Raw genomic sequence first — 8,674 nt, forward strand, 5'->3', positions numbered from 1 at the left:
ATCAGGCCTCCGAAACTTGAGAAATCGCCGCAACGATGTTGGAATAGGCGCCGCATCGGCAAATGTTGCCACTCATTCGCTCGCGAATTTCCGCCCCCGTCGGCCTCATTCTCGCGTCGAGATCGTCGGTTACATGGCTCGGGACGCCACGCTTTATTTCCTCCAGCATTGCGACGGAGGAACAAATCTGTCCGGGTGTGCAATACCCGCACTGATATCCGTCGTGCTCGACGAAGGCCGTCTGCATCGGGTGGAGATCGTCTGGTGATCCGAGGCCTTCGATCGTAGTGACCTCGTCACCATCGTGCTGCACGGCGAGGCTGAGGCAGGAGTTGATCCGCTCGCCGTTGACGATGACCGTGCAAGCACCGCACTGCCCATGATCGCACCCCTTCTTGGTGCCCGTCAGTTTCAGGTGCTCGCGTAACGTATCGAGCAGCGTTGTGCGCGTATCGAGGTCAAGTCGATGCTGCGTGCCGTTGACCGTCATGGAAACTGGCTTTGATGGTATCGATCCAGAGCCTTGCGCTTTATCCTGGGACCATGCGGGACCCGTTTTTGCGACAGCGACCGAAGCGGCGGAAGATACCAGGACCCCCCGCCGTGAAATCGATAGCATAGAGTCGGTCATCAATGTTCTCCGCGAGTTGCGCGGAGGTCTTGGCATGTCTGGCAATGGCGCGCAAATGCCGCGTCCCGGCAGCGCGGTCAGCGTAGGGGGCAGGCGAGTAGCCCGCTACCTAGTCCAGCCAGGAGATCCAGTCTCCATACGGATGGCAGATGGCCAGGACCTTGCTACAGTTCCATGGCCAGATGCGGAGGGAGAGTTCTACCTGCGATCGGTCTTTGGTCCATTCGAAGGCAATATGCGCAAGCGGCCGTTCTTCCGTAGATCGCGATCCTGCCTGCTCGATCGCCGCCATCGTACTCGCGCGTTCGTCATCCGAGAAATATTGCAGGACCATCGAGTGGAATACGACGCGGCAGGTCCGGTTGTCCTGAGGCTCCGATAATCTTCGGACAACCCAGGGAAGCGCGCTTGCCTGATCGACCTTGGTGGGCAAAGCCTTGGCGAGTTGCAATGCGACGGAGAGGCGCTCGAGCCTTTTGGGCTGGTCCGCAAATACAAAGGACATCAATCGTTCGGCGGTTTCCGGATTGGTCGGATCCATGGGGCTGAGATCGACGCCCCGCGCGCCGATCACCTGCACCGGGGCAGCCGGTGGAGAGCGCCCATGCCAATCGGGCTGAAGCTGGAGCTTGCTGCCCCGGTCGCCAAGCGCAATCGACCCAAGCCGATAGCCATAGCGAGCGAGGTTGAGGTTGAGGCCCGAACTGGAGCCGAGTTCGAGCAATTCGCATGGCATGCCCGTCCATGTAGCCAGGCGCGCAAGCGCGGCATAAATCGCCGCAGTCCGGCCCACTTCGTTCGTTTGGGTCGGATGACGCAGGGCCTCCGCAATGGTCTCGTCGTGAAGCGTGAAGGCGAGCGCGATGGCTTCATCGAAGTCACGGTGCGCGCCGGCATAGAGTTCGCTGAGATAGAGGAGCCGGCCGCTGCGCGCCAACGCGTGCAGGCCCGCATTCAATCGCAGGGCAAGCGCCGCCGCCCCGGTATCGCCGGGCCAGCCGTCGATAAGGGCGCTGATCTGCCGCCCGTTATCCAGTTGACGGAAGGCAGCTTCCAGCACCTCGGCCACGAAGGGAGATCCCATCGATCGGGCATTGTCCGCTTGTATGAGGAGGCAGGCGCGCTGACCGAAGAATGCTTCCACATATCGGCGAAGACGATGAATCGGATTGACCGGATCGGAACGCGTTTCGACAGCCGTCTTCAGCAATAACGGTGACGGCCATGTTTCTGCCTCGACGGAGGCGCGCGGGCGCATGAGCGGTAATCCTTGCACTGGTTCCCTCCTCATCCCGGATCAGCCGCCGCTCGAAGCGCACGCCTGCGCCCAGGGATCAGAATTCGCTCCAGTCGTCGTCGAAGTCGACCGCCAGGTTGCCCTGAACCGGCGCGGGCACGCAGGCGCGAACCGGCGCTGGTGCGCTTACCGGGCTCCGGAAGGTGGCAACGCGCGAATGGTCGACGGTCGCATCCCGCCGCAGGCTGAATTGATTGACCAACCGGGCGAGCTGTTCGGCCTCGTCCGAAAGGCTGCGGGCGCAGGCCGTGCTCTGTTCGACCATTGCCGCGTTCTGCTGCGTCATCTTGTCCATTTCGCCGACCGCGTCGTTGACCTTGGCCAGACTTCCCGCCTGCCCTTCGGTCGCGTGGACCACCGTCTTCATCAGGCCGCTCACATCGGTCAGCTTGGCGGCGATATTGTTCAGGACCTTTCCTGTATCCCCCACCATGGACACGCCCTGGGCAACCTGTTCGCTCGACGTCGAGATCAGCGCCTTGATGCTGCTGGCGGCATCGGCCGAACGCTGCGCGAGCGCTCGCACTTCATTCGCGACGACGGCAAAGCCCTTGCCGGATTCGCCGGCGCGGGCCGCTTCCACGCCCGCATTGAGCGCCAGCAGGTTTGTCTGGAAGGCGATTCCATCGATGACATCGGTGATGTTCTCGATTTCGACGGAAGACTTTTCGATCGCCGCCATCGCTTCCACTGCTTTGCCCATGACTTCGCCGCCCTTGGCTGCATCCGCCTCGACCAATTCGATTGCACGCTGGGCCTGAGAGGTTCCGTCGGCGGTTTCCGCAACCGCGCTGGTTACCTGCTTGCTGGAGGCGGTGGTCTGCTCCAGCGAAGAGGCCTGCTGCTCGGTCCGGCGAGAAAGGTCTTCCGTGGCGACGCGAATTTCCGACGAGCTCACCGATACGATACCCGCCGAGTGAGAGACCTGACGCAGGCTCTCCTCCAGCGTTTCGACCGCGTGGTTGAAAGTGGTGCGCAGGGAATCGTAGGAACCATCGAAGGGTTCGGAAATGGTGTAGGTGAGGTCCCCCTTGGCGATAGCCTCGAGGCCCTCTGCCAGCGATTCCACGACATGCGCCTGGGCATGGTCGGCACTCGCCTTGGCCCGCGCTGCATCGCGAAAGACAACCACCGCCTTCGCCATATCGCCGATCTCATCGGATCGATCCGTCGAGGGTACGACCACGTCCGACCGACCACCTGCGAGATCGCTCATGGCGTTCGTGAGGGCGGTCACGGGTTTCGCAATCGCCCGGGACAACGCCATCGCCAGGCTGACGGCCACTGCGATCAGCATAAGGCCGCCGACAACCAGCGTGACGCGGGCGGTCGAGATCGCCGCGTCCTGCGACTGCGAGTTCGCGGCTATTTCCGCCTGCTCGAATTCCTTGATATCCCGCAGCGGGAGGACGGCGTCGCTGACCATGACCGCCTTGCCCGCCGCACGAACCTCGTCGCCAGCTTCTAGGCGATATCCAGCGCGTACCTTGTCGATCAGCCGGTCGCCCCAATTGGCACGCCACTTGAGCGTTTCTTCTCGCGAGGCTTTCAGCAGGCCGAGCATCTCTGGGTTTGTGAACTCAGCTTCCAACTCGGCTGAAACCTTGTCGTAGTCGTCGCGCCCCTCGTAGTAGGATTTGAGATAACTCTCGTCGCCGGTCACAAGGAAACCGCGAAACTGGCTGTTCTGTCGCAGTATGGACGTTTCGAGCGTCTGTACCTGCGCATAGAGATCCTGATGCCGATTGTTGGCCTCGGTCGTTTCGCTGACCATGCCGATCTTGAGGAAGAAAAGGATCATCATGACTGCTGCGGTGGCGTTGATCGCCATGAAGGCGAAGCCGAGCTTGCGGGGAATGGTCAGCGATTTGAACATTGGGCGACCTGCTATGATTCTGTAGTTGGAACGGCGGTCGGGGACACGCTTTCGCGCGCCCCCGTAAGCCTCAAAAGTTGAAACGGAGTGAAGCCGAGATCGTGCGGCCATAGAGTGTACGGGCCGCGACCACTCCGGTCACGGGAATCGTCCCGTCTATCGTTTCCGTTATTGCCAGCTCGTCGAACAGATTACTTCCGTTCAGCGAGAGCACTATGTTGTTCACCGGTCGGACCTGTATGAAAGCACCGACGGTGGTATAGGCGGGAAGGCGCAGCTTGTTATTGTCTTGCGCATAGCTGCCGGTCGTGCCGATGATCTGAGTGCCGACGCTGAATAAGTCGGTATCGATCTGCGGTGTCACCGAATAGATCAGCGTGGCTTGGTGCCTGGGCTTGTTTCCGATGAGGGCCGGTTCGAACCGGTCGGCGGTAATTTCGGCACCTGTGATCGTGGCGCCCGCATTCACGGTGAAAATACCACGCGTGTACTTGCCTTCCAGTTCAGCGCCATAAGCCTTGTATTTGCGCTGAAGCAGTCGGATCGACGGAATGCCGTCGGCCCCACGAACGATCTGGGTATTGGTCTCGTCGACGTTGGCGAGGAAGCCGGTCACGTTAAACAGCGCATTCGGCTTGCGGAATTTGAACCCGCCTTCAAGCTGGCGCACTTCATCGTAGGCCGCACCCTCGTCTGCCAGTGATCCATCGCTGGTATCGATTGCAGCGGAATAAAGGATGCGATCGGCCGCCGCCCGCCCGCCGACGCTGTAGCGAGCAAACAGCGAGAAGTCGGGCAGCATGTGGAAATTGGCGCTGAGCGAGTACGACAGATAATCGTAGTCGTAATCGACCGGGTCGGCGGCGCGATTTGCAGCGCGAATAGCGACGGTTTCGGCATAGGACGAAGGAACGCCATTGCCATCGACGTCGATGAAACCCACATCCGCCGGACGGTCGATCTGAGCGGTTCCGCGAACCTTGCCGATGTCGTAACGGATGCTTCCGCCAAGAGCCAGCCGGCCCTTCTGGAAGTTGAGCGACCCGTATGGCGCATCGACCGTGTAATCTAGATCGGTTGCACGATTGTAGCCCGCGACGTTGAACGAGATTACGCCGCCCTGGGTTATGGGCATCCCGGCTGCCGTACGGATATTCACCAGCGCGGACTCAGCGTTGCCGACAACATCCTGGAGCACGCCCAGCCAGCGCCAGTCAGACCCGAGGCCCTGCTCCGAATGATAATAGCCGGCAGTGAAGGTCAGTTTGCCGCCGCTCAGGTCCCACACGCGGCTGGCGCGCAGGTCATTGGTCAGGTTGTTCAGGTCGTCGAACTTGAAGTCCGTCGCCACGGTGTAGGAGATTAAACCGTTGCCATTCAGCGTATTCGGGTTGGCGATCACGGTGCCGGCGTTTGGTCCGGTGGCATAGCTGAGCACAGCGCCCGGCCCGCCATAGTTGAAGGCAACGAATGCTGCCGGCAGAATTCGCGTCGAAGCCAGCGTATTTGCCGAAATCGACATGTCCGCATAGCGGAACTTTTCAATGATGCTCCATCCCGAAAGGTCGATCTTGCCTTCGAGACCAATCGATTTGGCGCTCACCTGTGTGAAGTCATTGGCACTGCCCGCCTGCACCCGGTCCTGCTTGTCCAGAAAGGGCAGGGTGGTGATGTTGCGCGCGTGCAGGGTGTCTTCGGTGGCCGAGAATGCGGATAGGCTTTCGTAGACCGGGTCGCTGTTGGTTCCCGAGACGCGCAATGGGACGACATAGTATTGCGGGACCTGCTCATCGAGATATTTGCCGTATAAGCGGACATAGCCGCCAGCAAAATCCTTCGTAAGATTGGCCTTGATCTGCCCCCCCTCGTAAGCGGAATCGCTACCGACGTTGCGGGCACCCTCACCCGTGCGATAGTAACCACCGATGTGCATGCGGAGCGTGTCGTCGAGTTTCACGCCATAGTCCGCATCCACACGGTAGAGATCATAATTGAGACCGCTGCTGAACTGGATCGATCCGCCTTCCACGTCGCCGGTTTTTTCGATCAGGTTGATGATGCCGCCAGGCGCGTTCGAAGCGAACGTCGATGCCGAACCGCCGCGAATGGTCTGGATGCCCGCGAGATTGATATCGACGCGCATGAAATTGTCGGGTGTTGCCTGAAACAGGTCGCCGAATTCGAGCACCGGCAGCCCGTTTTCCTGAAGCTGGATGTATTTCGAACCGTCAGAGACCAGCGGAAGGCCGCGCACGGTGTAGCTGTTGTTGATGTCCCCGGCTGCGGCTTCGGAACGGATGCCTGGGATGGAACGGAAAATTTCCGCCATCGAACGCGGCGCAACCTGGGTGATCTGGGTCTCGATCAACGTGCTGGTCGAAACCGCCGTGTCGAGCGGATCGCGAGCGCGAGCAACACCCGTATTGAACGCCTGCTTCGTCGGACGCGGCGTCGCTACTTCGGGCGCCTCGTCGGCGGCTGCCTGGTTGGCATCGCTGGTCTGCGATAGAAGGTCGTTTTCCGCATAAGCGGGGTAAGCAAAAATGGTTGCGGCAGACAGAAGCAGTGCGGTCTTGAACACCGATAATCCCTTTGTATTGTGGGTAAGTCGGTGCCTGTTAAGGATGATGCTCTAAAAGATCGTGATGTCAGCGTGTCCGAATAATCACGTACGTCGTTTCCATGATCTTTTAGCGGCGCAGTTTTAGTCAATTCGGTTGGTTAGTCGGGCGAAGACGAAGGCAGGAAGCCCGGCCGCCGTCTTCAATCCGGCATTGCTGCCAACACACGGTCCGGGGTAATGGGATAGGACAAGACCCGAGCGCCGCTGGCGTTGTAGATCGCATTGGCGATCGCGGCCGCCCCGCCGCACATGCCGAGTTCGCCGATACCCTTGGCCTGTATCGGGCTCGCCACCGGGTCTCGTTCCTCGATCAGCATGACCTCGCAATCGGGGACATCGCGATGGACGGGCACGTGGTATTCGGCAAGATCGCAGTTTACAAGATGGCCGTCGAGGGGATCGAACAACAAAGCTTCCGTCAGCGCTGCCCCGATGCTCCAGGTCATTCCGCCCAGGCATTGCGACCTTGCGGTCTTGGCGTTGAGCACCCGACCGAAGCCAAATGCCCCCAGCATGCGCTGGACACGCGTCTCGCCCGTGAAGCGGTTCACCCTTACCTCGGCAAAGAACGCGCCGTATCCGGCGGCGACCCAGTCTTCGGCATTCTTGCCGGGTTCGTAGTGCCCTTCTTCCGACCATTCCTCCCCGCCCGACAAATCAGTAAGGGCCTGTCCTTCGGCCGCATGGCCGTCTTTCAGGACCAGATCTTCCTCGTCCTTGCCCGCCGCTTTGGCGAGCCTCTGGCGCAGACCCTTGCAGGCCAGGTAAACGGCCGAACCCACGGAGGATGCGCCCCAGCTTCCGCCCGAACCCGGCCCGCGCGGATGGTCCGTGTCGCCCAGCTCGACGAGCACCTTCTCGACCGGGAGGCCCAGCATTTCGGCGACGACCTGCGCGACGATCGTGTAGGTGCCTGTGCCGATATCGGTCATGTCGCTGGCCACGAGGGCGGTTCCATCGGGCTTCAAAGTTACGCGTGCCTTTGCTTCGCCCACGTTGTGGACGCGGGCCGCGCTGGCCATACCGGTTCCGACCCACCATTCGCCTTCGCGGGTGTGGCGCGGCTTGCGAGGCCCGCTGTCCCAATCGAAGGCTTCGGCCCCCTTGGTGAGGCATTCGGCGAGCTTGCGGGACGAGAACGGCGTGCCTTCGACGGGATGTTTTTCAGGAATGTTTTGCAGGCGCAGTTCGACCGGATCGATGCCGGCCTTCTCCGCGAGCATATCCATCGCCAGTTCGAGCGCAGGCATGCCCACCGCTTCGCCCGGCGCGCGGACAGAACCGGCGGTCATCCGATGGATGCGGGCGACTTCCAGTTGCAGCAGGCGATTGTCGCCGCGGTAAAGAAACTCGCTTGATTGCAGCACCGGCTCGGCGAACTCCTCTCCGGGAAGATTGGAAACGCGTGCCTCGTGTCCGAAGCCGGAAAGCTTGCCATCCTCGCCCACGGCAAGCCGCAGGCGCTGGTCGGTTTCCGAGCGGCGCATGATGCACTGAAAGACCTGTTGCCGGCTCATCACGACGCGGACGGGGCGCTGCAACTCCATCGCGGCAACCGAGGCTGCTACGGTTTCCTCGCTTATGCCCAGCTTGGACCCGAAGCCGCCGCCGACGTAGCGGGAAATCAGCCGCACCTGATCCTCCTCAAGATCGAGCGCATCGGCAAGTTCGGAGATATTGTAGTTCAACATCTGCAAGGATGCGTGAACTTTAAGGTTCTTACCGTCCCACTCCGCAATCGCGGCGTGCGGCTCCATGGCGGCGGAGGCGTGGCCATCGGTGGTGATGGCGACATCGACCGCGTGCGTGGCATCGGCCATGGCCTGCGCCAGATCGCCCTGGCGGGTGGGGCCTTCCTCGACTTCCGCATCTGCTTTTGCGGGATCGAGAAGAAAATCGGAATCCTTCCTGTATTCGACTACGAGATGCTTGGCCGCATCGCGTGCCTGTTCGAAGGTTTGGGCCACCACCAGCGCGATGGGCTGGCCGAAATAGCCGATCTTGCGCGCGGGCTGTTCGGGCGCCTCGCCAGCGGTGCCCTGGGCCGCGCGGGCGGTGAGGCGCGGATCGTCGATCACTGCCACCACCCCGTCGCGATCGAGGACCGAAGCGGCGTTGATACGGATCACTTCGCCTTTCGTGATAGTGGCCGTGACCAGCACGCCTTCGAGGCAGTCCTCCACAGGATACTCGGCCGAATAGGGTGCGGTGCCGGTAACCTTCGCCAGTCCGTCCAGCCGGGAGATC

General features: G+C 61.2%; 5 protein-coding genes. All 5 read right to left on the reverse strand.

Annotated elements, in window-relative coordinates; genetic code table 11:
* Position 1 precedes the first annotated feature (1 nt).
* Entirely contained in the window at positions 2-631 is a 630-nt protein-coding gene (gene paoA, locus ACFDTG_RS06160; protein WP_375290140.1) for an aldehyde dehydrogenase iron-sulfur subunit PaoA, read from the reverse strand.
* A 109-nt stretch (positions 632-740) separates the two neighbouring features.
* Positions 741-1,889 (reverse strand): DUF2332 domain-containing protein, encoded by a 1,149-nt coding sequence (locus ACFDTG_RS06165; protein WP_375290141.1) that lies wholly within the window; start codon positions 1,887-1,889, stop codon positions 741-743.
* A 76-nt stretch (positions 1,890-1,965) separates the two neighbouring features.
* Entirely contained in the window at positions 1,966-3,804 is a 1,839-nt protein-coding gene (locus tag ACFDTG_RS06170) for a methyl-accepting chemotaxis protein (RefSeq protein ID WP_375290142.1), read from the reverse strand.
* 70 nt (positions 3,805-3,874) lie between these two features.
* Complete coding sequence (locus ACFDTG_RS06175; protein WP_375290143.1) at positions 3,875-6,385, reverse strand: TonB-dependent receptor domain-containing protein; 2,511 nt, start codon at positions 6,383-6,385, stop codon at positions 3,875-3,877.
* Between the two features lie 182 nt (positions 6,386-6,567).
* Positions 6,568-8,674 (reverse strand): xanthine dehydrogenase family protein molybdopterin-binding subunit (locus ACFDTG_RS06180; protein WP_375290144.1); only part of this gene is annotated, 2,107 nt, incomplete at its 5' end.

This window comes from Qipengyuania sp. (assembly GCF_042095715.1).
Classification (GTDB): Bacteria; Pseudomonadota; Alphaproteobacteria; order Sphingomonadales; family Sphingomonadaceae; genus Qipengyuania.

Excerpts from the sequence above, each read along its gene's own strand:
- paoA (WP_375290140.1), bottom strand. The coding sequence starts at position 631 with ATGACCGACTCTATGCTATCGATTTCACGGCGGGGGGTCCTGGTATCT.
- ACFDTG_RS06165 (WP_375290141.1), bottom strand. The coding sequence starts at position 1,889 with ATGCGCCCGCGCGCCTCCGTCGAGGCAGAAACATGGCCGTCACCGTTA.
- ACFDTG_RS06170 (WP_375290142.1), bottom strand. The coding sequence starts at position 3,804 with ATGTTCAAATCGCTGACCATTCCCCGCAAGCTCGGCTTCGCCTTCATG.